Consider the following 25,828-nt stretch of genomic DNA (forward strand, 5'->3'; position numbering starts at 1 on the left):
CAAGTCACAGCGCGTCCGCGTCGATACCCCGGCTGAAGCGGTTGTCATCCATCCGCACCACCGGCCCAACGGCCTGTCTGCCACTGTGAGGAACGTTCCATGGCACAAGTGATCAATACCAACGTGATGTCGCTCAATGCTCAGCGCAATCTGAACAGCAGCGGCACCAGCCTGGCCACCAGCATCCAGCGCCTGTCTTCGGGCATGCGCATCAACAGCGCCAAGGACGATGCCGCCGGCCTGGCCATCTCCGAGCGCTTCACCACCCAGATCCGCGGCCTGGACGTGGCCACCCGCAATGCCAATGACGGCATCTCGCTGGCCCAGACCGCCGAAGGCGCGATGGTGGAAATCTCCAACAACCTGCAGCGCATCCGCGAGCTGGCGGTGCAGTCGGCCAATGCCACCAATTCGGATTCGGACCGCAAGGCGCTTGATGCCGAGGTCAAGCAGCTGACCGCCGAGATCGACCGTGTCGCCCGCCAGACCAACTTCAACGGCACCGCCCTGCTGGACGGTTCCTTCTCCGGCGCCCTGTTCCAGGTCGGCGCAGACGCCGGCCAGACCATCGGCATCAACTCGATCACCAATGCCCGTACCACCAACCTGGGCGGCACCAAGTTCGATACCGCCACCTTCACCATTGCCGCCCCGGGCACCAACCCGACCACCGATGTGACCATCACCGGCATGACGGTCAAGGGCGCCGACGGTGTGGCCTACACCCTGGACAACATCAAGGTGGCGCCGGGCAGCGATGCGGCCGCCACCCAGAAGGCCGTGACCCAGGCCGTGGTCAATGCCTACAACGCCAAGATGGACCAGACCGGGGTGTATGCCGAGGTGGACAGCACCACCGCCGGCAAGATCAACCTGACCTCGGTCAAGGACAGCGTCAGCGCAACCGGCACCTTCAATGCCATCACCGTCACCATGGGAACGGCCGTTGGCATCACCCTGCCCACGGCGCCGACCGCCACCACCGCCGCGGCCGGTGCCAGCCTGGCCGGCAAGTTCGTCAGCCAGCTGGACATCACCAACGTGGTGGGCTCGCAGCAGGCACTGAGCATCGTGGACAAGGCCCTGACCGCGGTGAACTCCTCGCGCGCGGACATGGGTGCGATCCAGAACCGCTTCTCCTCCACCATCGCCAACCTGTCCACCACCAGCGAAAACCTGTCGGCATCGCGCAGCCGCATCCGCGATACCGATTACGCCAAGGAAACCGCCGAGCTGACCCGCACCCAGATCCTGCAGCAGGCCGGCACCGCGATGCTGTCCCAGGCCAACAGCTCGACCTCCAATGTACTGAGCCTGCTGCAGTAACCGTTATCCCCCTCCCCCGGGACCCGAGGCGGGGGCCGGTTTCCGGCCCCCTGCACCAACACCGACAACACAGCGGCGCACCCCGATCGTGCTGCCGCACCTCGTCAACTGACACAGGAAGACACGGCAATGGCACAGGTCATCAACACCAACGTGATGTCGCTCAACGCGCAGCGCAACCTCAACAGCAGTGGCACCAGTCTGGCCACCAGCATCCAGCGCCTGTCCTCGGGCATGCGCATCAACAGCGCCAAGGACGATGCCGCCGGCCTGGCCATTTCCGAGCGTTTCACCACCCAGATCCGCGGCCTGGATGTGGCCACCCGCAATGCCAATGACGGCATCTCGCTGGCCCAGACCGCCGAAGGCGCGATGGTGGAAATCTCCAACAACCTGCAGCGCATCCGCGAACTGGCGGTGCAGTCGGCCAACGCCACCAACTCGGCCTCCGACCGCAAGGCACTGCAGGCAGAAGTCACCCAGCTGACCGCCGAAATCGACCGCGTGGCACGGCAGACCAATTTCAACGGCACCACCCTGCTGGATGGCAGCTTCAGTGGCGCGCTGTTCCAGGTCGGCGCCGATGCCGGGCAGACCATCGGCATCAACGCGATCACCAATGCACGCGCCGACAAACTGGGCGGTGCCATGTTCACCAGTGGCACCATCGCCGTGGCCAACCCCGCCGCCACCGGCAGCGGCTCGGCCAATGGCCATGCCGCCACCACCATTGCGGCCGGCACCATCACCATTGCCGGCGTGGCCCTGGATGCGATCGACGTGCCCGCCTCGGCCCAGACCTACGCCACGGCTGCCGACGCCCAGGCTGCCGGCAAGCTGGCCGTTGGCAATGCCCTGGCCGCCGCGATCAACGCCAAGACCGGCGACAACGGCCTGACCGCCACGGTCTCGGCCACCGGTGATGTCAGCCTGGCCTCGTGGAAGGAAGGCGCGGTAGGCGCCACCATCACCCAGACCGGCCTGGCCGCTGGCGTGGGCGCACTGACCAGTACCGCCTTGACGGCTGCAAACGCCAAGTTTGCCAAGGACCTGGACATCAGCAGTTTTGCCGGCTCCCAGCAGGCCCTGCAGATCGTGGACAAGGCCCTGACCGCGGTCAGCTCGGCACGCGCGGACATGGGTGCGATCCAGAACCGCTTCGCCTCCACCATCGCCAACCTGTCCACCACCTCGGAAAACCTGTCGGCCTCGCGCAGCCGCATCCGCGACACCGATTACGCCAAGGAAACCGCCGAGCTGACCCGTACCCAGATCTTGCAGCAGGCCGGCACGGCCATGCTGTCCCAGGCCAACAGTTCCACCTCCAACGTGCTCAGCCTGCTGCAGTAAGCCCTCACCCGGGCGGCACCGATGACAACGCCACCCCGGCCCAGCGGGAGTGGCGTTTTTTGATCCAGATCAAACCCAGTGAAGAAATGTTCTAAAGCCGGTGAGCACGGCGTCGATAACTAAGGGGAAGCAGATGTGATCGGCACTCTGCGCCGGCCCACCGGCCCTTATCGACCAGGATTGACCTCATGTCGCAAGTCATCAACACCAATGTCATGTCGCTGAATGCCCAGCGCAACCTGAACACCTCTTCGGCCAGCCTGTCGACCTCGATCCAGCGCCTGTCCTCGGGCCTGCGCATCAACAGCGCCAAGGACGATGCCGCCGGCCTGGCCATCTCCGAGCGTTTCACCACCCAGATCCGCGGCCTGGACGTGGCCACCCGCAATGCCAATGACGGCATCTCGCTGGCCCAGACCGCCGAAGGCGCGATGGTGGAAATCTCCAACAACCTGCAGCGCGTGCGCGAGCTGTCGGTGCAGTCGGCCAACGCCACCAACTCGCAGTCCGACCGTGACGCCCTGCAGGCCGAAGTGGACCAGCTGGTCAGCGAAATTGACCGCGTCTCGCGCCAGACCAACTTCAACGGCACCAACCTGCTGGACGGCTCCTTCTCCGGCGCCCTGTTCCAGATCGGCGCCGACGCCGGCCAGACCATCGGCATCAACTCGATCATCAACGCCAATACCGGTGCCCTGGGCGGCGTCGTGTTTGAAAGCGTGACCACCGCTGCCGCCGGTGGCAACACCACCACCGCCGACGTCACCGTGGACGATGCCAAGATCACCGGCACCGATGGCAAGGAAGTGACCCTGGACAGCTACACCCTCAAGGCCGGTGCAACCGCCGAAGAGGCCGGCAAGGCCCTGGCCAACGCCATCAACGGCAAGATGGACCAGACCGGCGTGTACGCCGAGGCCAACACCGACGGCACCGTCAAGCTGACCGCGATCAAGAGCAGCATCGCCGATAACGGCACCTTCAACGCCATCAGCCTGGAAGGCGGCGCCTCCACCGTGGCCGACAAGGCCGCTGCCACCACCGCCCCGACCACCAAGACCTTCGTCTCCGGTCTGGACATCAGCTCGGTGGTTGGTTCGCAGCAGGCACTGTCCATCGCCGACAAGGCCCTGAGCGCAGTCAACTCGGCCCGTGCCGACATGGGTGCGATCCAGAACCGTTTCTCCTCCACCATCGCCAACCTGTCCACCACCAGCGAAAACCTGTCGGCATCGCGCTCGCGCATCCGCGACACCGATTACGCCAAGGAAACCGCCGAGCTGACCCGCACCCAGATCCTGCAGCAGGCAGGCACCTCGATGCTGGCCCAGGCCAACAGCTCGACCCAGAACGTGCTCAGCCTGCTGGGCTGATCACTGACTGGCGCGACAGCGCGTCTTGCCCGTCACGGCCGTTGTGGTGATGGGCAGCACGCTGGAAAGGCCCCGCATTGCGGGGCCTTTTTGCTGTCAGGGGTTTGTCACTTGCGCTGGCATGCTTCTTGCCTCACCCGGGGATCACGCCGCCGCACTAAAGCCGTCGCCAATCCGGCCGATAGTGAGGCTGTAACCTGGATTCATCCCCTGACCTGGGAGTTGTCATGTCGTCTCTTTATGCCGTTGGTTCGGGCCTGGACATTCCTACCCTGGTGTCCCAGCTGGTCACTGCTGACCGTACGCCAGCGGAAAACCGCATCAATACCCAGGGCAAGGCAGCCACCGCGCAACTGTCCGCGCTGGGCACGATCAAGAGTGCGATGAGCAACCTGCAGTCCAGCCTGTCCGGCCTGAGCACTGCCCTGACCACGCCTGCATTCAAGCCCACGGTGGCCAGTGATGCCGGTTTCACTGCCAGTACCACCAGCAGTGCGGCTGCCGGCAGTTACGACATCGAGGTCATCAGCCTGGCCAAGGGCAACAAACTGACCTCCTCCGCTTTTGCCAGCGACGAGCTGGTGGGCAGCGGCAGCCTGCAGCTGAGCTTTGGCGACAGCCACCTGGAAGTTACCGTTGCGGCCGACATGACCCTGTCCTCGCTGGCGCGTGAAATCAACCGTGTCGCCGGCGGCAAGGGCGTGACCGCCTCGGTCATCACCTCCGATACCGGCCAGCACCTGGTCCTCAATGCCGTGGGCACCGGCAGCAACGGTGCGGTCACCCTGAGCAGCAGCGGCAATGGCCGGTTGGCTGAACTGAGCTGGGACGGCAGTACCGGCGGGATGACCGAAAACATCGCCGCCAGCGACGCCCAGGTGCGTATCGATGGCCAGTTGCGCACCAACACCAGCAACACCTTCACCGATCTGGTCGAAGGCGCCACCATCACCCTGACCAAGACCACCGTCGGCACCACCGGCAACCTGTCCATCGCCGCCGACAACAGCGGCGCCAAGACCAGCATGCAGGCCTTCGTCAGCGTCTACAACGCCACCCTCAACGCGCTGAAGTCGGCCAGCAGCTACAACGCCGATACCAAGACCGCGTCGGCCCTGACCGGTGACTCGATGGTGCGCGGCCTGCAGAACCAGCTGCGCAGCATCATGGGCAACAACAACGTCAGTGACCTGAAGGCGCTGGGCGTGAGCGTGGGCAAGGACGGCACGCTCAGCTTTGATGCTTCCAGCTTCGAAAAGGGCATGGCCGAACAGCCCGCCATGGCCGCCCGGGTGCTGGGCAAGGACGGCAGCATCGCCTCCAGCCTGGACAGCCTGCTCAAGTCCAACCTGGACACGGGCACCGGTGTGCTGGTCCAGCGCACCAACTCCTTGAACAAGCAGATCAGCAAGCTGGAAAAGGATCTGGATGACCTGGATGTGCGCATGGAGAAGAACTACGAGCGCTACACCAAGCAGTTCACCGCCATGGACACCCTGGTGGCGCAGATGCAGAACACCTCCAACTACCTGACCACCCAGCTGGCCAACCTGTCCTCGTCTTCCTCCAAGAAATAATCCGTCGGCCGCATTCGGCCACTTTTGACCCGTCCCCAGCGGGGCGGGCAGCCAGGAGTAAATGCATCCATGTACGCGTCCAGCCGTCAGTTTGCCGAGCAATACCGCAAGGTCGGCGCCACCAGTTCCATCCTGGAGGCTGACCCGCACAAGTTGGTCCAGCTGCTGCTGGAAGGTGCCTGCAGCCGCTTGCGTCTGGCCATGGCCCACCTGGAGCGTGGCGACCAGGCCGCCAAGGGCAAGGCGATCAGCCGCACCTGCGACATCGTCAGCCACCTGGCCGCGACCCTGGAACACGAGCGCGGTGGCGAGATCGCCCAGAACCTGTCGGCACTGTATGACTACATCCTGCTCAAGCTGACCGAAGGCAACCTGCACAATGACCGTGCCGCCCTGCAGGAAGCCCTGGACCTGCTGACCCAGATCGAGGCCGGCTGGAGTGCCATCGCCGCCAATGCGAGGAATGGCTGAGATGTACGCCGACCACTGCGATGCCTCCCTGCTGCATGCCGACCTGGCCGCCCTGCACGATGCCCTGCAGGCCGATGACAACACCCTGGCCCAGCAGATCATGCACAGCCACGACCGCCACCTGCGCCAATACATCGACCAGCGCGGCGCCCACGCCGACATGGACAGCCTGCGCGAGCTGCTGGCCCTGCAGCACAGCCTGAGCCGGGAGATGCTGCAGCGGCGCGACCGTGCCGCCGCCCACCTGCGCGGCCAGCGCCAGGCCCGCAACGCCGCATCGGCCTACCAACACGCACAGGAGCTGTAATGGACCCGAGCATCGCCGAGCAGCAGCTGTTTGATGACACCCTGTACAACGATCTGCCGTTGCCGTTGATGCTCGATGCCGCCGCCAGCGTGGCCTTGACCGGCAGCGAGCTGCGCCTGCGCGCCATTGCCCTGGTCGAGGACAGCCGCAGCGACGAAGGCGAGGAGCGTGGCGAGGGCAACCCGGCCCTGCACCGTCTGGAAGCCAAACTGGACCTGGTCCTGGCCCTGTGCGCCAGCCTGGTCGCCCAGCAGCGCCCGGCCCTGCGCCAGATGCCGGTGCGCTGGTCGGCCCGCGGCCTGCGCGTTGACTGGCCCGATGACGCCACTCCCCTCGCCCAGCCCACCTCGATCACCCTGCAGGCCGCCGACTGGCTGCCCGATCCGATCAGCCTGCCGGTGGTGCTGCTGGCCAGCCAACGCATCGATGGTGCCACCCGCCTGTGGCTGGCCTTTGACGCCCTCGGCGACGGGCTGCAGACCGCACTGGAACGGCATGTGTTCCGTCTGCACCGCCGCCAGGTGGCCCACCACCGTCGCCAGCGCTGACGCTTGCGATTGCCGCCCTGCACCGGCTTCGGTATGGTGCAGGCTTCCCTTCTTCACGATGTGTCCGTGCGCGTCCTTATCGTTGACGACCATACGCTTGTACGCGCTGGACTGACCCGCCTGCTGCAGGGATTTGCCGGTGTGGACGTGGTCGCCGAGGCCAGCTCGGCCGACGAGGCACTGCAGCAGTACAAACAGACCCTGCCCGATCTGGTGCTGATGGATCTGTCCCTGCCCGGACGCAGCGGCCTGGATGCCCTGGACATGATCAAGGCGCTGGGCAACAAGTCCACCGTGGTGATGATGTCCATGCACGATGACGCCGATCACGTGCGTGATGCCCTGGATCGTGGCGCCAGCGGCTTCATCGTCAAGGATGCCGCACCGATGGAACTGGAACTGGCCCTGCGCGCCGCGTACAACGGCCAGTTGTTCCTCAGCCCGCAGATTTCCGGCAAGTTGATGGGCAACCTGCTCAGCCGCGACAAGCCCAGCGGTGTGGCCGCCCTGCCGCCGCGCCAACGCCAGATCCTGCGCCTGATCGGCCAGGGCCTGAGCAACAAGGAAATTGCAGCGGACCTGGAAATCAGCGTCAAGACGGTGGAGACCCACCGCGCACGCATGATGGAAGCGCTGGGCTGCCGTCGCGCCAATGACCTGCTGGTGCTGGCCGTACGTCTGGGCGAAAAACTGCAGTAAGCGTCACAAATTCGCCATGCCGCGCTTGCCTTGCCCCCCGATGTGCAGGCAAACGCCGGACTCCTGACGCAATTGTCTACGGCAAACAATCACTTCCATGTCAACAGGCAGTGAATGTAAGGGTATTCCTGACACTCTGTCAGGCCCTGCCCGCATACGGTCAGGTACCTCCCGATTATTTTCATGGCGGCACAGGCCGATCATGCCTGCCATCGCGCCGACCCTTTGGCGCTGGCGCAGATCAGGGGATCGGCATGAAAGCTTCACTCTCGGCACAACTTGGACAACAGCTCCATCTCACTCCCGCCCTGCTGCAGTCCATCCGGCTGCTGCAGCTGACCGGGCTGGAACTGGAACTGGAAGTGGCCCAGGCGCTGGAGAGCAATCCCCTGCTTGAACGCATCGAGGACAGTGAGCCGGAACAGCGCCAGGTCAGCGAGGATCCACAGCTGGACACGGCCGCCTTTGACGAGCTGCCCGAATCACAGATGTGGGACATCCCGGCCGCCAGCTGGAGCGAGGGTGACACCGACCGCATGGCCAACATCGCCGCCGGTGCGTCCTCCGATCCGGGCTGGCAGCTGCTGCAGGGCCTGTCGCTGGAGCTCAAGGGCCAGGACCTGGCCATTGCCGCGTTCTGGCTGCAGCACATCGATGAGGCCGGCTATCTGGATGACAGCCTGCCGGCACTGCAGGCCCTGGCGGCCAGCGAACTGGGCTGCGATGCCGGGCAGATGGAATGGATCCGCCAGCGCCTGCTGCACGGCGAGCCGGCCGGCATGTGCGCGGTAGATGCACGCGAGGCATTGCGGGCCCAGCTCGATGCCCTGCCCGGCACGGTTGCGGCGCGGCCGCTGGCCCGGCAGTTGCTGCAGCTGGATCGGGAAGTCTTGCTGACCGGTTGCACCGATGTGCTGGCCCAGGCCCTGCAGCGCGAGCCGGCCGATGTGGCCGAGGCACGCGCCCTGCTGCGCCAGCTTGATGCCTACCCGGCCCAGTCGCTGCTGGAGGACGCCGATCCGGCCATCGTGCCGGACGTGGTGTGCTGGTTTGCCGACGCCAGCTGGCGGGTGGCACTGAACCGGCGCAGCACCCAGCGCGTGGGCGTGCCGGCCCATTACGAACAGGCCCTGGCCAGCTGCGCTGACGAGCTGTCCCCGGCCATGCGCGAACAGCTCAACCAGGCCCGCTGGCTGACCCGTGGCCTGAGCATCCGCAACGACACCCTGCTGCGCACCACCCAGGTCATCGTTGCCCACCAGGCCGGCTTCCTCAGCCGCGGCGAGGAAGCCATGGCCCCACTGACCCTGAAGCAGGTGGCCGAGGCCATCGGCATGCACGAATCGACCATTTCGCGCATCACCACCGGCAAATACCTGCAGACCCCGCGTGGCACTTTCGAGCTCAAACGCTTCTTTGCTGTCAAACTGGAAGGGGCAAGCGTGTCCGGCGCCGCGGTCAAGGCCATGGTCCGACGCTTGATTGACAACGAGCCGGCCGGCAGGCCCCTGGCCGATGAAGCCATCGCCGGGCTGCTGTCGCGCCAGGGCATCCAGGTGGCACGCCGCACCGTGGCCAAGTACCGCGAACAACTGGATATCGCCCCGGCCCGCGAGCGCCGCCGCAACCAAACCGCATCGCTGGCCCGGGCCAGCTGAGGAGATGACAACGATGAGCAAAGTCACCGTGCTGCTGGTGGATGACCATGAGGGCTTCATCAACGCCGCCCTGCGTCATTTCCGCCGTTTCACCTGGCTGGACGTGGTGGGCACTGCGGCCAACGGCCTGGAAGCCATCGAGCGCTCCGAGGCCCTGCGCCCGCAGGTGGTGCTGATGGACCTGGCCATGCCGGAGATGGGCGGCCTGCAGGCCACCCGCCTGATCAAGACCCAGGACGATGCACCCTACATCGTCATCGCCAGCCACTTCGATGATGCCGAACACCGCGAGCATGCCCAGCGTGCCGGTGCCGACGGCTTTGTCAGCAAACTGTCCTACATCCAGGATGTGATGCCGATCCTGGAGCGTCATCTGCAGGGGGAAACCACCCATGAGTGAGTCACGCATCCTGGTGCTGGACAGCGATGCTGTCCGCGCTGAACGCACCATCGCCCTGCTCCAGTTCATGGATTTCAACCCGCGCTGGGTGGCCGAACCGGCCGACCTGGACCTGGGCCGCAACCGCCCCAACGACTGGATGGCGGTGGTTGTCGGCGAAGTGGCCGCCGATGCGGCCAGCGGCCAGTTCTTCAGCTGGCTCGGACGCAGCGCGCTGCCGCCGCCGTTGATGGTGCTGGACCCAGCCATCACCGCCCAGGCCGAGGAGGCCGGCATTCACGAGGCCAACCTGTGGCCGCTGGAATGGCCGCTGCGCCACGCCCAGCTGGAAGGCCTGCTGCGCCGCGCCTCGCTCAAGCGCCTGGATGCCGAGCACCAGGTCAGCGCGCCCAGTGACAGTGGCCCGACCGGCAGCAGCCCGGCGGTGTCCGAACTGCGCCGCTTGATCGAGCAGGTCGCCAATTTCGACACCACCGTACTGGTGCTGGGCGAATCGGGTACCGGCAAGGAGGTGGTCAGCCGTGCCATCCACGCCAACTCGCCACGCCGTGACGGTCCGTTCGTGGCCATCAACTGTGGCGCCATCCCGGCCGAGCTGCTGGAAAGCGAACTGTTCGGCCATGAGAAGGGCGCCTTCACCGGCGCACTGAACGCACGCAAGGGCCGCTTTGAGATGGCCGAAGGCGGCACCCTGCTGCTGGATGAAATCGGCGACATGTCCCTGCCGATGCAGGTCAAGCTGCTGCGCGTGCTGCAGGAGCGCAGCTTCGAACGCGTCGGCGGCAACCAGACCATCCGTTGCAACGTGCGGGTGATTGCCGCCACCCACCGCGACCTGGAAACGCGCATCGCCGAAGGCAAGTTCCGCGAGGACCTGTTCTACCGTCTGAACGTGTTCCCGATCGACGTGCCGGCCCTGCGCGAGCGCAGCGCCGACATTCCGGCACTGGTGGACACCATCGCCAGCCAGCTGGCGCGTACCGGTCGCGGCGAAGTGCGTTTTTCCAGCGAGGCCCAGCAGGCCCTGGCCGGTTACCGCTGGCCGGGCAACGTGCGCGAACTGACCAACCTGGTCGAGCGCCTGGCCGTGCTCCATCCCGGCGGCCTGGTCCGGGTGCAGGACCTGCCGGCGCGTTACCGCGGTGACTACCCGATCATGCCGGTGGGCGAAGCGGAGGAACGCAACGAGCTGCGCCTGGCCATCCACAACCTGCCTTCGGCCTTGCCGGCCGTGGCCGAGAAGGTGCCGGTGGCCGCCGCGGTCAGCAGCGAGGAAGAACCGGCCAGCGCCGACAACGCCCTGCCCGATGACGGCCTGGACCTGAAGGACCACATGGCACGCATCGAGCTGAAGCTGATCAGCGAGGCACTGGAACGCACCCAGGGGGTGGTCGCCCATGCCGCCGCGCTGCTCGGCCTGCGTCGCACCACCCTGGTGGAGAAGCTGCGCAAGTACGGCATCGACCGCGAGCAGGCCGAAATGGCCGGCTGACGCCTGTCCATCGCCTGTCACCGACCAAGGCCACCGCATGCGGTGGCCTTTTTCTTGCACCGGCGCCAAGCAGCGGCGCGCATCCACGGTGCGGCGGGCCAGTGCCCGCACAGCACGGCGCGCAGGGACCATGGCAGAAAGCCGTCACCGCATTCAGGCACACCTTTTGCATGAGTACCGACATACGTTCCCGCGCCCGGAAATCGCCCGATGTCCTACTCCGTCAACTCCGTTCTCAGCCAGATCCGCAGCTACCAGACCCAGGTCAGCAACCTGTCGGTGGATGCCACCGCCGATGCCCCGGTTTCCCCGGCGCTGACCGCCGGGCTGAGCGAGCCGGCACCGCAGCAGCCCAGCTTCACCGAGACCCTGCGCGGCGCCTTGGGCGCGGTGAACCAGTCCCAGCACGAATCCGGCCAGCTGGCACGCGCTTTTGAAATGGGCGACCCCAGTGCCGACCTGGCCAAGGTCATGGTCGCTGCCCAGCATTCGCAGATTGCCTTCAAGGCCACTGTGGAAATCCGCAACCGTCTCGTCCAGGCCTACCAGGACGTGATGAACATGCCGCTGTAAGGAAGACCGGACGATGGCAATCGCGCTCCCCAACGAACCCCTGCCCCACGACAAGCCGGACCGCACCGAGAAGGCGGCGGCGCTGTTCGAGAAGGTCCAGGGCATGCAGATCACCCGCAAGCTCGGGATGATGACCATGATCGCCGCCTCGGTGGCGGTGGGCCTGGCCGTGTTCTTCTGGTCCCAGGAACAGGAAATGGTGGCCCTGTACACCGGCACCGATGCCAAGGCCACCGCCGAGGCCACCGACCTGCTGCGGGCCGCGCAGATCCCGTTCAAGCTGGACCCGGCCACCGGTGCGATCACCGTGGCCCCGGACCGCCTGCACGATGCCCGCCTGAAGCTGGCCGGCGCCGGTGCCACCGACAACGGCCGCCTGGGCTTCGAGCTGATCGAGCGCGACCCGGGCTTCGGCGTCAGCCAGTTTGTGGAAAATGCCCGCTACCAGCACGCCCTTGAAACCGAGCTGGTACGCACCATCACCACCCTGCGCCCGGTGCAGGATGCACGCGTGCACCTGGCCATCCCCAAGCCCAGCGCCTTCACCCGCCAGCGCGAGCTGTCCAGCGCCTCGGTGGTGCTGACCCTGCGTGGCGGCTCGACCCTGGAGCGCAACCAGGTCGATGCGATCGTGCACATGGTCGCCTCCTCCATTCCCGACCTGGCCCCGGACCGGGTCACCGTGGTCGACCAGAACGGCCGTCTGCTGTCGGGCAACAACGGCAACACCGCCGATGAGCTCAACGCCCAGCAGTTCGAGCAGGTGCGGCGCCAGGAAACCTCGTTCAACCAGCGCATCCGCGACCTGCTCGAGCCGATGACCGGCGTGGGCCGGGTGCAGCCGGAAGTGGCCGTGGAAATGGATTTTGCCACCGTCGAGGAGGCCCGTGAGGTCTACAACGGCGAGCCGCAGAAGGTACGCAGCGAGCAGATCAACGAAACCAGCAACAGTGAGCCCGGCCCGCAGGGCGTGCCCGGTGCGGCCAGCAACATGCCGCCGGGCCCGGAAGCGGTGGCCGCCACCGCCGGCAACACCCAGTCCACCCGCAACGCCACCCGCAACTACGAGCTGGACCGCACCCTGCAGCACACCCGCCAGAGCGGTGGCCGCATTGCCCGGGTCACCACCGCGGTGCTGGTGGACCACGTCCCGCGCGCCAATGCCGAAGGCAAGCTCGTGCCGCAGCCGCTGTCCGATGCCGAGCTGGCCCGGGTCGAGGCCCTGGTCAAGCAGGCGGTCGGCTTCAATGCCGAACGCGGTGACAGCGTCTCGGTGATGAATGCCCCGTTCGTGCGCGAGACCACCCCGGTCGCCGCTGCACCGGTGTGGGAGCAGCCGATGGCGCAGAACGCGCTGCGCCTGATCCTTGGCGCCCTGATCGTGCTGGCCCTGGTGTTCGGCGTGCTGCGCCCGACCCTGCGCCAGATCACCGGCGCCGGCAAGAAGGCCGAGCCGGCCGCCGATGTGCCGCCCAGTGCCGACGTGGAACTGGTGGACATCAACGGCCAGCCGCTGCCGGCACTGGCCAACGACCAGGTGCAACTGTCGCCGACGGCCGTGCTCGCCGCACCGGTGGACAACTACGAAGAACGACTGCGCATGGCGCGCGAAGCCGTCCGCGCCGATTCCAAGCGCGTGGCACAGGTTGTGAAGGGCTGGGTGGCCAATGACTGAAATGACTGAAACCGCGATGACCGGCGTCCAGCGCGCGGCTGTGCTGCTGCTGTCGCTGGGCGAATCCGACGCTGCCGAAGTGCTCAAGCACATGGAGCCCAAGGAGGTGCAGAAGATCGGCATCACCATGGCCACCATGACCGATGTCAGCCGCGAGAAGGTGCAGATGGTCATTGACCAGTTCAGCGCCGAACTGGGCAACACCACCTCGCTGGGCGTGGGCTCGGACGAGTACATCAAGAACATGCTCGAGCAGGCCCTGGGCAAGGACAAGGCCGGCAACCTGGTCGACCGCATCCTGCTGGGCCGCAACACCACCGGCCTGGACGCACTGAAGTGGATGGACCCGCGTGCGGTGGCCGATCTGGTGCGCAACGAGCATCCGCAGATCATCGCCATCGTGATGAGCCACCTGGAGCCGGACCAGGCCGCCCAGGCCCTGAAGCTGCTGCCCGAGCGCACCCGCGTGGACGTGGTCCTGCGCATCGCCACCCTGGACGGCATTCCGCCCAATGCGCTCAACGAGCTCAACGAGATCATGGAGCGCCAGTTCGCCGGCAACCAGAACCTGAAGTCCTCCAATGTCGGCGGCGTGCAGAGCGCGGCCAACATCCTCAACTACATGGATGGCGGCCAGGACCAGGTGATCCTCAAGCAGATCGGCGACATCGACAATCCGCTGGGTACCCGTATCCAGGACCTGATGTTCGTGTTCGACGACCTGGTGGACCTGGACGACCGCGAGATGCAGCTGGTGTTGCGCGAGGTCTCCGGCGAGCGTCTGGGCCTGGCCCTGCGCGGGGCCGACAACAAGGTCAAGGAAAAGATCACCCGCAACATGTCCTCGCGTGCGGCCGAAATCCTGCTCGAGGACATGGAAGCGCGTGGCCCGGTGCGCCTGTCGGATGTGGAAACCGCCCAGCGCGAGATCCTGGCCATCGTCAAGCGCATGGCCGACGAAGGCACCATCAGCCTGGGTGGCGCCGGTGAGGACATGCTGTGAGCGCACAGATACAGCGCTGGGTAGCCCCTGACCTGAACCTGGCCGAGGTCGACCAGACCCTGCTCGACGAGATGCAGGCCCTGGACCAGGACGGCTACAGCGAGGAGATCGGCACCGACACACCCGTCGGGCCCGGCCTGCCGACGCTGGAACAGATCGCCCTGATCGAACAGCAGGCCCACGACGAGGGCCATGCCCATGGCCTGCAGACCGGTCATGCCGAAGGCCTGGCCCAGGGACGCGAAGAAGGCCATGCCGAGGGTCTGGCCAGTGGCCAGGCCGAGATCCGCCGCCTCAGCGCACAGATCGAGGGCATCCTGGACAACTTCAGCCGGCCCCTGGCCCGGCTCGAGGACGAGGTGGTGCAGGCCCTGGGCGATCTGGCCGTGCGCATTGCCGGGGCTTTGGTCGGCCGTGCCTACCAGGCCGACCCGGCCCTGCTGGCGCAGCTGGTGGAACAGGCTGTGGCCAGCGTTGCCGCGCACCAGCGGCCGCTGCAGGTGCGCCTGCACCCGGAAGACATCGCCAGCCTCACTCCCCTGCTCAGCCTGCCGGCCGACTGCAGCCTGAGCCCGGACCCGGCACTGGGCCGCGGCGACCTGCGCGTGCATGCCGAGGCAGTGCGCATCGACGGCAGCCTGGGCGCCCGCCTGCAGGCCGCCCTGCAGACCATCGGGCAAGGCAGCACACGGCCATGAACAAAGACACCGTCATCGATCCGGCGCACTGGCGCGCGGCCCGCAACCTGCGTCTGGCCCACCGGCTGGATGGTTTGTACCAACGCCCGCAGGCCGATGCCGGCCTGGTCCGCGAGGGCGTGCTGCGCCGGGCCATCGGCCTGACCCTGGAAGCCTCCGGCTGCCAGGCCCCGATGGGTTCGAACTGCCGCATCGAAGTGGCCGATGGCGGCTGGATCGATGCCGAAGTGGTCGGCTTTGCCGGCGAGCGCACCTACCTGATGCCCAGCGCCGAACTGCATGGCCTGCTGCCCAATGCCCGGGTGGTGCCGGCCGGTGCCGGTGGCGGCATCGAGGTCGGCGAAGGCCTGCTGGGCCGGGTCATCGACAGCGACGGCGTGCCCCTGGATGGCAAGGGCCCGATCGTGCATGAAGGCAGCGCGCCGATGGCCGGGGTGTCGATCAACCCGCTGGCCCGCGAGCCGATCACCCAGCCGCTGGATGTGGGCGTGCGCACCATCAATGCCCTGCTGCCGATCGGCCGTGGCCAGCGTGTGGGCCTGTTCGCCGGCTCCGGCGTGGGCAAGTCCACCCTGCTGGGGATGATGACCCGTTTCACCAATGCCGATGTCATCGTGGTCGGCCTGATCGGCGAACGTGGCCGCGAAGTGCGCGATTTCGTCGAATCCACCCTGGGCGAGGAAGGCCTGCGCCGTGCGGTGGTGATTGCCGCCCCGGCCGACCGTCCGCCGCTGGCCCGCCTGCACGGCGCCTACCGGGCCACCGCGGTGGCCGAATGGTTCCGCGACCAGGGCCTGAACGTGCTGCTGCTGATGGATTCGCTGACCCGCTTTGCCCAGGCCCAGCGCGAGATCGGCCTGTCGGTGGGCGAGCCGCCGACCACCCGTGGCTATCCGCCCAGTGTGTTTGCCAAGCTGCCCGCCCTGGTCGAACGCGCCGGCAACGGGGCCAAGGGACGCGGCTCGATCACCGCTTTCTATACCGTGCTGACCGAAGGCGATGACCCGCAGGACCCGATTGCCGATGCCGCGCGGGCCATCCTGGACGGCCACATCCTGCTCTCGCGCAAGGTCGCCGATTCGGGCCTGTACCCGGCCATCGACGTGGAATCCTCGGTCAGCCGTGTGGTCCAGGACATTGCCGATGACGCCTGGCGCGGCCGCATCCGCCAGCTCAAGCAATTGGTGGCCGCCTACTCGGCCAACCGTGACCTGATCGCCATCGGCGCCTACCAGCGCGGCGGTGACCCGGCCACCGACCAGGCCCTGGCCCTGTGGCCGCAGATCACCGAATTCCTGTCCCAGGATGTGCACCAGGCCGCCAGCCTGGAAGCCAGCGGCCAGGCCCTGGCCGAGCTGGTCGGAGCGATCGGCCGATGAGCAGCACCCGCCGCATGGTGCCGCTGCTGCGCCGCGCCCAGGACAAGCAGGACGCGGTGGCGCGCCAGCTGGCCGAACGGCAGAAGGCGCTGGACACCCATGCCCAGCGCCTGGAGGACCTGCGCCAGTACGCCGACGACTACCTCAACAACCCGCTGCCGGCCACCTCGGTCTCGCAGCTGCTCAACCGCCGTGCCTTCCTGGACCGCCTGGACACGGCGGTCAAGCTGCAGGCACAGACGGTGGAGCGCAACCAACTGCACGTGGATGCCGAGCGCAAGCGCCTGCTCGCCGCCAGCCGCGAGCGCAAGGTCCTGGAACAGCTGCAGCAGCGCTACCAGGCCCAGGAACAGCACCAGGCCGATCGCCGCGACCAACGCGTGCTCGATGACCTGGGTGCGCGTATCAGCCGCAACCGCCCCAATACACCGGAAAGCCCGACATGAGCACAGCCGCCCTGACGCCCGTCCTGTTCACCGCCCCGGCCGCACCGTCCACGCCCGCGCAGGGCCAGAGCGGTACCAGCAGCGCCCAGGCCGGCCAGCAGGACCCGGCCCGGTTCTCGCAGCTGCTGGACAGCAGCAGCCCGGCCGGCAGTGATCAGCCCCTGCCGGCCGACGATGGCAGCATCGCGGCCGATGCGGATGCGCAGGATCTGCAGGACGAGGCCAGCCAGACCCCGGCCGATGCGCCGTGGCCGCCACCGGGCCTGGAAACCCTGCTCGCCCCCACCACGACAGCTGCAACGCCGGCCACTACTGCCGCCTGCCTGGCGGCCGCCACGACCATGCCGGCACCGCCGGCCAGCCAGCCCCCCGCAGCCAGCAACCCGGCTGCTATGGGCAGCGTCAAGGACACGACACTGGCCGCCACCCTGGCCAATACCCGCACCGCACCCACGACCATGCCGGCACTGGCCCAGGCAGCCAGCAGCAGCCATCCGGATCTGGCCGAAGGCCTGCCGGCCAGCGCCCAGACGCCAGCCGGCAACGGAGCCGACGAGGCGCTCGCCCAGGCCATCGGCAGCCTGGCAGGCACCACCACCTCCGCCAGCCCGGCGCTGGACAGCAGCGGCGTGGTCGCCCTGGCCGGGCTGAGCGCCAGCGCGGTGGCCAACCCCTTGCCGGCCAATGACACCCAGGCCAGCGTGCTGCCCACCCGCGCCGACATGGGCGGCGAGCATTTCGATGCCGATGTGGCCCAGGGCGTCGAGTACATGGTCGAGCACAAGCTGCAGTCCGCCCGCATCCGCATCAGCCCCCAACAGCTGGGCATGATCGAGGTCGAACTGCGCCTGGACGGTGACCGCGTGCATGCCAACTTCAGCAGTGCCCATGCCGATGTGCGCCAGGCCCTGCACGACAGCCTGCCGCGCCTGCGCGAACTGCTTGATGCCAATGGCCTGCAGATGGGCCAGGCGGCGGTCGGCCAGGGCAGCAACGGGCCGGGCACTGACGGCCGTGACGGCCAGAGGCCGGCCACCGCCATGGGCCACGGCGCCACTGACACAGAACCGTCGCCGGCTGCGGCAGCACCGCAGGTGTGGCGCCACAACCGCCTGCTCGACACCTATGCCTGAGCCAACGGCGGCGACAAAAAACCGGCAGCCGGTTCCGGCACGGTGATTGCATCAGTGGACATGGACGTTCCCAGGAGCACACCGTGGCCACCGCCGCAGACACCAACCGCAAGACCAACGATGCCCCCGCTGCCACCGGCAAGCGCCGCAACTCCCTGCTGCCGATCCTGCTGGTCGGCCTGATTGCCGCCGGTGCCGCCGGCGCCGGGGTCTGGTACTACACCCAGCAGCACGCCACTCCCGCCGCCCAGCAGTCACCGCAGCTGCCGGCCCCGGCGCTGTACGTGGCCCTGGATCCGGCCTTCGTGGTCAACCTGCCGGTCAGCTATGACGGCCCGCGCTACCTGCAGGTCGAGGTCCAGCTGATGACCCGCGACCCGCTGGCACTGGAAAAGATCCGCGCCAACCTGCCGGCCATCCGTGCGCGCCTGCTGATGTTCTTCGCCCAGATCGATCCGGCCCTGGTCAATGACCGCAGCGGCATGCAGACCCTGCAGAACGACGCCCTGGGCGAAGTGCAGGAGCTGCTGAAGAGCGAAACCGGCAGCAACAGCGCCGAGGCCCTGCTGTTCACCAGCTTCGTGACCCAGTGAGCGCACTGACATGAGCATCAATGACCTGCTCAGCCAGGATGAGATCGACGCCCTGCTGCACGGCGTGGATGACGGGGCGGTGGATACCACCCCTTCCGCGCCGGAGGACCCTGACCAGGTCAAGCCGTATGACTTTGCCAGCCAGGACCGCATCATCCGTGGCCGCATGCCGACCCTGGAGATGGTCAACGAGCGCTTTGCCCGGCTCTGGCGCATCGGCCTGTTCAACCTGATCCGGCGTTCGGCCGAGCTGTCGGTGCGCGGCATCGAGCTGGTCAAGTTCGGCGACTACCTGCACTCGCTGTACGTGCCGACCAATCTCAACCTGATCCGCTTCAAGCCGCTGCGCGGTACCGGCCTGGTGGTGTTCGAGCCGACCCTGGTGTTTGCCGTGGTCGACAACTTCTTCGGTGGCGACGGCCGTTACCCGACCCGCATCGAAGGCCGCGAGTTCACCGCCACCGAGATGCGCGTGATCCAGCTGATGCTCAAGCAGCTGTTTGCCGATCTCAAGGAAGCCTGGGGCCCGGTGATGAATGTCGACTTCGACTACATCAACTCGGAAATCAACCCGCACTTCGCCAACATCGTCAGCCCGCGCGAATACGTGGTGGTCTCGCGCTTCCACATCGAACTGGACGGCGGTGGTGGCGACATCCATGTGACCCTGCCCTACGCCATGCTCGAGCCGATCCGTGAACTGCTCGATGCCGGCATCCAGTCCGACCGCAACGACGATGACGGCAGCTGGTCGAGCATGGTCCGCGAACAGCTCAACAGCGCCGAGGTCGAGCTGTCCAGCGTGCTGGCCAGCAAGCGCATGAACCTGCGTGAGCTGGCCCGGCTGAAGGTCGGCGACATCCTGCCCATCGACCTGCCCAGCCAGATCCCGCTGTGTGTGGAAGGCATCCCGGTGTTCACCGGCCAGTTCGGCACCAGCAACGAACGCAACGCCGTCAAGATCCTCGCCAACCGTCCGCCCGGCAGCATCGCCCGCGCCCGCCCCCCCGTTCTCCAGGAAGACCAGAAATGACCCAGACCCTCGAAACCCCGCAGGTCGAACCGACCCAGTTCAACGAGCTGACCGCAGACAACGACCCGACCAACGAACTGGACCTGGACGTCATCCTCGATGTGCCGGTGACCCTGTCCCTGGAAGTGGGCCGCGCGCGCCTGCCGATCCGCAACCTGCTCCAGCTCAACCAGGGCTCGGTGGTGGAACTGGAACGCGGCGCCGGTGAATCTCTGGATGTCTACGTCAACGGCACCCTGATCGCCCATGGCGAGGTGGTGACCATCAACGACCGCTTCGGCGTGCGCCTGACCGATGTGGTCAGCCCGCGCGAGCGGATCCGGAGACTGCGTTGATCCTCGCCGCTGCCAGCTCCCCGGCCATCGGCCAGCACGCGGCCCAATCGCCCGGCCTGGGCGGGACCGTGCTGGCCCTGGTGGCGGTGCTGGCCCTGATCGTCGGCCTGGCCTGGCTGCTCAAGCGCCTGCCCGGCAGCGGCCTGCGCAGCAACGACCAGCTGCGCGTGCTGACCTCGCTGGCCGTGGGCCAGCGCGAGCGCCTGGTGGTGGTCCAGGTCGGCCAGCAGCAACTGCTGCTGGGCGTCACCGCCCAGGGCATCCAGACCCTGCACACCCTGACCGAACCCCTGCCCGAACCGGCCGCCGGCCTGGCCCCGGGCACGCCCCCTCTCCCCGCTTTCGCCCAGTTGCTGACCCGGCACCTGCGCAAGGACAAGACCGATGCACCTGATGCCTCGCGTTGACCGCCGCCTGCTGGCCATGGCCGGCATGCTGCTGCTGTTGCTGCTGCCCGGCCTGGCCCTGGCCGCCACCCCGGCCGGGCCGACCCTGCCGGCCCTGCCGGATGTGACCGTGGGCCGCGTCGGTGGCGCGCCGGTGAGCCTGCCGCTGCAGACCCTGCTGCTGATGACGGCCATCACCCTGCTGCCGTCGATGCTGCTGATGCTCACCGCCTTCACCCGCATCATCATCGTGCTGGGCCTGCTGCGCCAGGCCATGGGCACCGGCAACACCCCGTCCAACCAGGTCCTGCTCGGTCTGGCCCTGTTCCTGACCGCGATGGTGATGCTGCCGGTCTGGGACAAGGCCTGGGGCAGCGGCATGGCGCCCTACCTCAATGGCGAGATTGATTTCCAGACCGCCTGGACCCTGACCACCGATCCGATCCGCGCCTTCATGCTGGCCCAGATCCGCGAAACCGACCTGATGACCTTCGCCGGCATTGCCGGCCACGGCACCTATGCCAGCACCGCCGACATTCCGTTCCCGGTGCTGACCGCCTCGTTCATCACCTCCGAGCTGAAGACCGCCTTCGAGATCGGCTTTCTGATCTTCATCCCGTTTGTGATCATCGACCTGGTGGTGGCCTCGGTGCTGATGTCCATGGGCATGATGATGCTCTCCCCGATGCTGGTCTCGGCCCCGTTCAAGATCCTGCTGTTCGTGCTGGTGGACGGCTGGGTCCTGGTGGTGGGCACCCTGGCCGCCAGCTTCAACGCGGCCTGATCCGGAGAACCGCCATGAGTCCGGAACTTGCCTTGACTGAACTGCGCGGCGGCCTGGTCGCCGTGCTCTGGATCGCCGGCCCGCTGCTGCTGGTGGTGCTGGTGGTGGGTGTGCTGGTGGGCATCATCCAGGCCGCCACCCAGCTCAACGAGCCCACCATTGCCTTCATCGCCAAGGCCGCCGCGTTGACCGTGGCCCTGTTTGCGCTGGGCAACCTGCTGCTGGGCCACATCGTGGAATTCACCATCCTGTTGTACCAGCGCATTCCGCACCTGATCGGTTAGCACAGATGGATTCGGTCACCCGCATGGCCATTGATGGCCAACAGGCCTTTGCCATCATCGCCACCGTGCTGTGGACGATGCTGCGCATCGGCGCCGTGGTCACGGCCATGCCCATGCTCGGCAGTGCCGCCCTGCCGGCCCGGGTCAAGGTCATGGCCAGCCTGGCCCTGGCCATGGCGCTGGCCCCGATGCTGCCGCCGGTGCCGGTGTGGCAGGGCTTTGATGCCAACACGGTGCTGTCGATCTTCCGCGAGGTGGCCATCGGCGTGGCCATCGGCCTGTGCCTGCGCCTGATCTTCGAGGCCGGCGCCCTGGCTGGCGAGTTGATCGCCCTGGGTACCGGCCTGTCCTTTGCGCAGATGACCGACCCGCTGCGCGGCGGCACCTCCGGCGTGGTCGGGCAGTGGTTCTACCTGCTGTTCGGCCTGCTGTTTTTCACCAGCAACGGCCACCTGGCCATGATCGCCCTGTTGGTGGACAGCTACCGCGCCCTGCCCATCGGCACCGCCCTGCCCGATCCATCGGCCTTCATCGCCGTGTTGCCGACCCTGATGCTGCAGGTGTTCCGCGGCGGGTTGTCGCTGGCCCTGCCGCTGGTGGTGGCGATGCTGGCCATCAACCTGGTGTTCGGTGCGCTGGCCCGGGCCGCCCCGGCCCTCAATCCGATCCAGCTCGGCCTGCCGGTGGCCCTGCTGCTGGGCCTGCTGTTGCTGACCGTGCTCTCCGCTCAGATGGCCCCGCCGGTGCAGCAGTTGTTCGATCACGCCTTTGATGCGGCACGCAGCCTCACTTTGTGACCGTATTCCGCTTATCTGAACACAAATTTCACGCCATTCTCTGCACTCTGCCCTGTGCCAAGGGGGGTTGGCTTGCCAGCCGCGGGTACTGCGCTGGCATCGATCAGTCGGAACAAAGGCACAGGGGAGTGGCATCGTGCAGGGCAACTACAATTTCGTTCTGGTCGCAACATCACTGCTGGTGGCCATTCTGGCGTCGTGGACGGCGCTGGACATGGTGGACCGGGTCAACAAGTCCCGGCGCAACGTGGCCATCGGATGGCTGCTGGCCGGCGGTTTTTCGATGGGCATCGGCATCTGGTCGATGCATTTCATCGGCATGCTGGCCTTCAACCTGCCCATCCCGGTCGGTTATGACCTGCTGATCACCCTGCTGTCGCTGAGCGCGGCGATCGCCTCCTCCACTTTTGCCCTGTGGCTGGCCAGCCAGTCCACCCTGCCCAACTGGCGGGTGCTGCCCGGTGGCGTGCTGATGGGCTGCGGCATTGCCGCCATGCACTACCTGGGCATGGAGGCGATGCAGATGCGCCCGGCCCTGAGCTACGACCCGTTGTGGTTCGTGCTGTCCATCCTGCTGGCCATTGCCGCCAGCTGGACCGCCCTGCGCGTGTTCTTTGCCATGCGCGAGAACAGCCGCTGGTCACTGCGCCTGGCCGCCAGCGTGCTGCTGGGCGTGGCCGTGGTCGGCATGCACTACACCGGCATGGCCGCCACCCGGGTCGCCGAGGGCGCGGTATGCGGCGCCCTGCGCGGCGGCCTGCAGTTCAAGCCCGGGCAGATGGCCGTGCTGGTCACCCTGCTCACCCTGGGGGTGCTGGCCATCGTGCTGTTGATGAGCATGATGGACAAGCGCATGGAGGCGCGCATGCTGCGCATGCGCAATGCCATGCTCAGCCTGTCTCTGGAGGAAGCCACCAGCGAACTGTCCCAGGCCGGCCTGCGTGACCCGCTGACCCGCCTGGCCAACCGCCACCTCCTCAACACCCGGCTGGCCGACGCCATTGCCGCCAGCGCCGGCGCCGGGCAGCGCCACGCCCTGCTGGTGATGGACATCGACAGCTTCGGCAACATCAACGATGCCTACGGCCACCGCACCGGTGACCAGCTGCTGGTGGCCGTGGCCGAGCGCCTGCGCGAGCTGGCTCGCAGCAACGACACCCTGGCCCGCACCAGTGGCGATGAATATGTGCTGCTGACCCGCCTTGAGGATGGCGATGATATCGAGCAGCTGGCCGGGCGGATCATCGACAGCCTGTCCAGCGAGGTGCTGGTCGACGGCCTGCCGATGACCCTGGGCACCAACCTGGGCGTGGCCATTACCCCGGACCATGCCGGCAGCGAAGAAGAACTGATGTCCCATGCGGTGGCCGCGATGCAGCAGGCCAAGCTGGATGGACGCAACAAATGGCAGTTGTATTCGGCCTGGATGAGCCAGAGCAGCCAGGAACAGTTCCGCCTGCTGGCCGACCTGCGCCAGGCCATCGGCAGTGAGCAGATCAGCCTGCACTACCAACCCAAGGTGCGCGCGCTGGATGGCAGCATCGCCGGAGCAGTGGCCCTGCTGCGCTGGGACCATCCGCAACTGGGCAGCATCCCCAGCGAGCGCGTCACCCGCCTGGCCGAACGCGGTGGGCTGTGCCAGCAGCTGGGCAACTGGGTGCTCGACCAGACCTGCGCCCAGCTGCAGCAATGGCACCGGGCCGGTTACCGCGACTGGAGCATGTCGGTGACCCTGTCACCGTTGCAGCTGCAGGATCCACATCTGCTGGCCCATGTGCAGGACTGCCTGGCCCGGCACCAGCTGCCGGCACGCCAGTTGATCCTGGAGATCACCGAGACCACGGTGATGCGCGACGCCCAGGCCGCCCTGGCCCTGCTCAACTCGCTGTCGGCGCTGGGGGTGGGCATTGCCATCAATGATTTCGGCAGCGGCCATGCCAGCCTGCTCAACCTCAAGCAGCTCACCGCCACCGAGCTCAAACTCGGGCCCAGCTTCATCCAGGAGCTGGAACCGGGCAGCAACGGGGTGACCATCCTGGCCGCCCTGATCGCCCTGGGCCACGGTCTGGACATGGCGGTGGTGGCCAATGGCATCACCACCCGCGAGCAGCGCCTGCGCCTGGAACGCATGGGCTGTGATTACCTGCTCGGCCACCTGATCGGGGTGGCCGTGGCCCCGGCCCGCTTCGAGCAGCTGCACGCACCACGGCGCCTGAGCAGCCTGGACGGCGACAGCATGACCGGCGCACGCAACCTGCCGCCCGCCACTTCCTGAGGCCAGCCCCGGCCCGCTGTGGCCGGGCGCGGCAACACCGCCTGCGCAACGCTGGCACGTTAATTGCACTGGTCAGGCACTACCCGCCTGATCCGTGACAATGAGCGAGAACGACCAATCCGGCGAGAAGACCGAACAGCCCACCCCGAAACGGCTCAACGACGCCCGCCAGGACGGCAACATCCCGCGCTCGCGCGAGCTGTCCACCGCGGCGGTGTACGGCGCGTGCGTGGTGGCGATGATGGCCTTTTCCGGCCTGCTCGCCCGTGGCGGCATGCAGTGGATGAAGCAGGCCCTGCAACCTGACCTGCGCCTGCTGCAGCATCCCCAGGAAATATTCGGCCATGTCGGCAGCCTGCTGCTGGCCGGCATGCTGGTGATCAGCCCGTTGCTGGCCGTGGGACTGCTGGCCTCGTTCATCAGCCCGGTGCTGATGGGCGGCCTGCAGTGGACCAACAAGAGCCTGATGCCCAAGTTCGACCGCATGAACCCGATTGCCGGGATCAAGCGCCTGTACGGGCCCGAAGCCGTGGCCGAATTCGCCAAGTCGCTGCTGCGGGTGCTGTTTGTCGGCGTCGCCGGCGGGCTGATGATGGCCAGTTCGATGCCCCTGCTGCGCGGCCTGCTGCACAAACCGCTGGAGACGGCGATGGCCGATGGCCTGGGCTTTGCCCTGCGCCTGATGCTGGCCACGGCGATGGCCTTCTTCCTGCTCGCCGCGCTGGATGCGCCCTACCAGCGCTGGAACTGGCTGCGCAAGTTGAAGATGACCCGCGAGGAGCTGAAGCGGGAAATGAAGGAAAGCGAGGGCAACCCCGAGGTCAAGGGCCGCATCCGGCAGATGCAGATGCAGGCAAGCCAGCGCCGGATGATGCAGGACGTGCCGACCGCCGACGTCATCGTGGTCAACCCCACCCACTACGCGGTGGCCCTGAAGTACCAGGGCGAAAAGATGAATGCCCCGGTGGTGGTGGCGCGCGGGGTGGACGAAGTGGCCCTGCGCATCCGCGCCCTGGCCCAGCAGCACCGGGTTGCGGTGGTCGCCGCACCGCCTTTGGCACGCGCCTTGTATCGGGAAGGGCAACTCGGAAAGGAAATACCCGTGAGACTGTATTCGGCCGTTGCCCAGGTGCTGTCCTACGTCTACCAGCTCAATGACTGGCGCCAAGGCCCCGCGCCGGTGTTGCCGGCCCTGCAGGTAGCCGAATTCGACCCGGAGGCCAAGGCATGACC

The 25,828-nt window shown here is 67.0% G+C and carries 27 protein-coding genes; all 27 read left to right on the forward strand.

Annotated features, from left to right (window positions below; translation table 11 throughout):
- Positions 1 to 99 precede the first annotated feature (99 nt).
- The 27 genes from ABB30_RS02470 (at position 100) to flhB (ending at position 25,826) form a co-directional block, all read left to right on the forward strand.
- Positions 100 to 1,326 (forward strand): flagellin, encoded by a 1,227-nt coding sequence (locus ABB30_RS02470; RefSeq protein WP_057636724.1) that lies wholly within the window; start codon positions 100 to 102, stop codon positions 1,324 to 1,326.
- 129 nt (positions 1,327 to 1,455) lie between these two features.
- A complete protein-coding gene (locus ABB30_RS02475; protein WP_057636725.1) occupies positions 1,456 to 2,676 on the forward strand; it encodes a flagellin in 1,221 nt (406 codons plus the stop codon).
- A 188-nt stretch (positions 2,677 to 2,864) separates the two neighbouring features.
- A complete protein-coding gene (locus tag ABB30_RS02480; RefSeq protein ID WP_057636726.1) occupies positions 2,865 to 4,049 on the forward strand; it encodes a flagellin in 1,185 nt (394 codons plus the stop codon).
- Positions 4,050 to 4,276: 227 nt separating this feature from the next.
- Entirely contained in the window at positions 4,277 to 5,626 is a 1,350-nt protein-coding gene (gene fliD / locus ABB30_RS02485; RefSeq protein ID WP_057636727.1) for a flagellar filament capping protein FliD, read from the forward strand.
- Between the two features lie 69 nt (positions 5,627 to 5,695).
- A complete protein-coding gene (gene fliS, locus ABB30_RS02490; protein WP_057636728.1) occupies positions 5,696 to 6,097 on the forward strand; it encodes a flagellar export chaperone FliS in 402 nt (133 codons plus the stop codon).
- Positions 6,090 to 6,404, forward strand: coding sequence for a hypothetical protein (locus tag ABB30_RS02495; RefSeq protein ID WP_152980509.1), 315 nt, complete (start codon positions 6,090 to 6,092; stop codon positions 6,402 to 6,404). The genes fliS and ABB30_RS02495 overlap by 8 nt, the downstream gene beginning before the upstream one ends.
- Positions 6,404 to 6,952: a PilZ domain-containing protein gene (locus ABB30_RS02500; RefSeq protein ID WP_057636730.1), complete on the forward strand. Its 549-nt coding sequence runs from the start codon at positions 6,404 to 6,406 to the stop codon at positions 6,950 to 6,952. The genes ABB30_RS02495 and ABB30_RS02500 overlap by 1 nt, the downstream gene beginning before the upstream one ends.
- 66 nt (positions 6,953 to 7,018) lie before the next feature.
- Positions 7,019 to 7,651, forward strand: a complete 633-nt coding sequence (locus ABB30_RS02505; RefSeq protein WP_057636804.1) for a response regulator — start codon at positions 7,019 to 7,021, stop codon at positions 7,649 to 7,651.
- 254 nt (positions 7,652 to 7,905) lie between these two features.
- Positions 7,906 to 9,309, forward strand: a complete 1,404-nt coding sequence (gene rpoN / locus ABB30_RS02510) for an RNA polymerase factor sigma-54 (RefSeq protein WP_057636731.1) — start codon at positions 7,906 to 7,908, stop codon at positions 9,307 to 9,309.
- Positions 9,310 to 9,322: 13 nt separating this feature from the next.
- Positions 9,323 to 9,709 carry a response regulator gene (locus ABB30_RS02515; RefSeq protein WP_057636732.1) on the forward strand — a complete coding sequence of 129 codons (387 nt, stop codon included), beginning with the start codon at positions 9,323 to 9,325 and terminating at the stop codon, positions 9,707 to 9,709.
- On the forward strand, positions 9,702 to 11,201 hold the full coding sequence (locus ABB30_RS02520) for a sigma-54 dependent transcriptional regulator (protein WP_057636733.1): 1,500 nt from the start codon (positions 9,702 to 9,704) through the stop codon (positions 11,199 to 11,201). Before ABB30_RS02515 ends, ABB30_RS02520 begins: the two co-directional genes overlap by 8 nt.
- A 210-nt stretch (positions 11,202 to 11,411) precedes the next feature.
- Complete coding sequence (fliE, locus tag ABB30_RS02525) at positions 11,412 to 11,774, forward strand: flagellar hook-basal body complex protein FliE (RefSeq protein WP_057636734.1); 363 nt, start codon at positions 11,412 to 11,414, stop codon at positions 11,772 to 11,774.
- 13 nt (positions 11,775 to 11,787) lie between these two features.
- On the forward strand, positions 11,788 to 13,449 hold the full coding sequence (fliF, locus tag ABB30_RS02530) for a flagellar basal-body MS-ring/collar protein FliF (RefSeq protein WP_057636735.1): 1,662 nt from the start codon (positions 11,788 to 11,790) through the stop codon (positions 13,447 to 13,449).
- A gap of 16 nt (positions 13,450 to 13,465) precedes the next feature.
- Positions 13,466 to 14,452: a flagellar motor switch protein FliG gene (gene fliG / locus ABB30_RS02535; protein ID WP_057636805.1), complete on the forward strand. Its 987-nt coding sequence runs from the start codon at positions 13,466 to 13,468 to the stop codon at positions 14,450 to 14,452.
- Positions 14,449 to 15,150 carry a FliH/SctL family protein gene (locus tag ABB30_RS02540; RefSeq protein WP_057636736.1) on the forward strand — a complete coding sequence of 234 codons (702 nt, stop codon included), beginning with the start codon at positions 14,449 to 14,451 and terminating at the stop codon, positions 15,148 to 15,150. Before fliG ends, ABB30_RS02540 begins: the two co-directional genes overlap by 4 nt.
- Positions 15,147 to 16,529 carry a flagellar protein export ATPase FliI gene (gene fliI / locus ABB30_RS02545; protein ID WP_057636737.1) on the forward strand — a complete coding sequence of 461 codons (1,383 nt, stop codon included), beginning with the start codon at positions 15,147 to 15,149 and terminating at the stop codon, positions 16,527 to 16,529. The genes ABB30_RS02540 and fliI overlap by 4 nt, the downstream gene beginning before the upstream one ends.
- Entirely contained in the window at positions 16,526 to 16,975 is a 450-nt protein-coding gene (gene fliJ / locus ABB30_RS02550; RefSeq protein WP_057636738.1) for a flagellar export protein FliJ, read from the forward strand. Before fliI ends, fliJ begins: the two co-directional genes overlap by 4 nt.
- A complete protein-coding gene (locus ABB30_RS02555; protein ID WP_057636739.1) occupies positions 16,972 to 18,108 on the forward strand; it encodes a flagellar hook-length control protein FliK in 1,137 nt (378 codons plus the stop codon). Before fliJ ends, ABB30_RS02555 begins: the two co-directional genes overlap by 4 nt.
- Positions 18,109 to 18,191: 83 nt before the next feature.
- Positions 18,192 to 18,701: a flagellar basal body-associated FliL family protein gene (locus tag ABB30_RS02560; protein ID WP_057636740.1), complete on the forward strand. Its 510-nt coding sequence runs from the start codon at positions 18,192 to 18,194 to the stop codon at positions 18,699 to 18,701.
- 10 nt (positions 18,702 to 18,711) lie between these two features.
- The gene (gene fliM / locus ABB30_RS02565; RefSeq protein ID WP_057636741.1) at positions 18,712 to 19,734 is read left to right on the forward strand and encodes a flagellar motor switch protein FliM; all 1,023 of its coding nucleotides are present in this window, start codon (positions 18,712 to 18,714) and stop codon (positions 19,732 to 19,734) included.
- Complete coding sequence (gene fliN / locus ABB30_RS02570) at positions 19,731 to 20,069, forward strand: flagellar motor switch protein FliN (RefSeq protein ID WP_057636742.1); 339 nt, start codon at positions 19,731 to 19,733, stop codon at positions 20,067 to 20,069. Before fliM ends, fliN begins: the two co-directional genes overlap by 4 nt.
- Entirely contained in the window at positions 20,066 to 20,476 is a 411-nt protein-coding gene (fliO, locus tag ABB30_RS02575) for a flagellar biosynthetic protein FliO (RefSeq protein ID WP_057636743.1), read from the forward strand. The genes fliN and fliO overlap by 4 nt, the downstream gene beginning before the upstream one ends.
- 16 nt (positions 20,477 to 20,492) lie before the next feature.
- Positions 20,493 to 21,239 (forward strand): flagellar type III secretion system pore protein FliP, encoded by a 747-nt coding sequence (fliP, locus tag ABB30_RS02580; RefSeq protein ID WP_425477368.1) that lies wholly within the window; start codon positions 20,493 to 20,495, stop codon positions 21,237 to 21,239.
- A 14-nt stretch (positions 21,240 to 21,253) separates the two neighbouring features.
- The gene (locus ABB30_RS02585) at positions 21,254 to 21,523 is read left to right on the forward strand and encodes a flagellar biosynthetic protein FliQ (RefSeq protein ID WP_057636745.1); all 270 of its coding nucleotides are present in this window, start codon (positions 21,254 to 21,256) and stop codon (positions 21,521 to 21,523) included.
- Positions 21,524 to 21,528: 5 nt separating this feature from the next.
- Complete coding sequence (fliR, locus tag ABB30_RS02590; protein ID WP_057636746.1) at positions 21,529 to 22,320, forward strand: flagellar biosynthetic protein FliR; 792 nt, start codon at positions 21,529 to 21,531, stop codon at positions 22,318 to 22,320.
- Between the two features lie 136 nt (positions 22,321 to 22,456).
- Positions 22,457 to 24,595: a putative bifunctional diguanylate cyclase/phosphodiesterase gene (locus ABB30_RS02595; protein ID WP_245626400.1), complete on the forward strand. Its 2,139-nt coding sequence runs from the start codon at positions 22,457 to 22,459 to the stop codon at positions 24,593 to 24,595.
- Positions 24,596 to 24,695: 100 nt separating this feature from the next.
- Entirely contained in the window at positions 24,696 to 25,826 is a 1,131-nt protein-coding gene (gene flhB / locus ABB30_RS02600) for a flagellar biosynthesis protein FlhB (RefSeq protein ID WP_057636747.1), read from the forward strand.
- Positions 25,827 to 25,828: the final 2 nt, after the last annotated feature.

It is taken from the genome of Stenotrophomonas ginsengisoli (genome assembly GCF_001431485.1).
In the GTDB taxonomy this organism is placed as follows: Bacteria; Pseudomonadota; Gammaproteobacteria; order Xanthomonadales; family Xanthomonadaceae; genus Stenotrophomonas; species Stenotrophomonas ginsengisoli.